1 protein-coding gene is annotated in these 1,032 nt (G+C 71.0%); it reads left to right on the top strand.

The window, feature by feature from the left end; all coding sequences use genetic code 11:
* The coding region (locus tag A9X05_RS15915) for a condensation domain-containing protein (RefSeq protein ID WP_231978409.1) at nt 1-1,032 on the top strand (1,032 nt) is incomplete at both ends.

Raw genomic sequence — 1,032 nt, 5'->3', positions numbered from 1 at the left:
GTTCGACGCGCTGAGCGGCATCTGCAGTCACGTCCGCAGCGGTGGCGGCGGCCTGACGCCATCGGACCTGGCCCCCGCCCGGTTGACGCAGCGCGACATCGACGAGCTGTGCCAGCGCTACCCGGTCGCCGACGTGTTGCCGTTGACCCCGCTGCAGCAGGGCCTGCTCTTCCACACCGGCAGCGAGCACGGCAGCGACGACCTGTACGCCGTCCAACTCGACATCAGCGTGAGCGGTGCCCTCGACCCGCACCGGTTGCGCGAGGCCGTGCACACGATGATCAAGCGGCATCCCAACGTGGTGGCGCACTTCATCGAGGATTTCGGCGAGCCCGTGCAGGTCCTCTCGGCCGAGCCCGCGCTGTCGTGGCATTACGTCGAACTCGACGCCGAAGACGCCGAACCGGAAGAGCAGATCCAGCAGCTGTGCGCCGCCGAGCGCGCCGCGGTCTGCGACCTGGCGGAGCGCCCGGCGTTCCGGGCGGCGCTGATCCGCACCGCCGACAACCGGCACCGGTTCGTGCTGACGAACCACCACATCGTGCTCGATGGCTGGTCGAAGCCGATCCTGCTGCAGGAGATCTTCGCGGCCTACTACGGGGTGCAGTTGCCCGCCCCGGTGCCGTACCGCAAGTTCGTCGACTGGCTGGCGGCGCAGGACCGCGGCGCCGCGCAGGCGGCGTGGCGGCGGGTGCTGGCCGGCTTCGACACGCCGACCTTGGTCGGTCCGCCCGGCCGGGTCAGCCTCGGCCCCCGCGGCGTGTCCTCCTTCCAGGTGTCGGCGGAGACCACGCGGGCGCTGGGCGAACTGGCCCGCTCGTGCCACACCACCGTCAGCACCGTGCTGCAGGCCGCGTGGGCGCAGCTGCTGATGTGGCTGACCGGTCAGCACGATGTGACCTTCGGCACAGCGGTGTCGGGCAGGCCGACCGACCTGGCCGGCGCCGACCAGATGGTCGGGCTGCTGATCAACACGGTGCCGGTGCGGGCGACGATCGGCGCCGAAACCACGATCGCCGACCTGCTCAACCA

The organism is Mycobacterium sp. E3298, assembly GCF_001666895.1.
In the GTDB taxonomy this organism is placed as follows: domain Bacteria; phylum Actinomycetota; class Actinomycetes; order Mycobacteriales; family Mycobacteriaceae; genus Mycobacterium.
The sequence above is the reverse complement of the archived record's forward strand: the minus strand, read 5'-3'. Positions and strand labels throughout refer to the sequence as shown.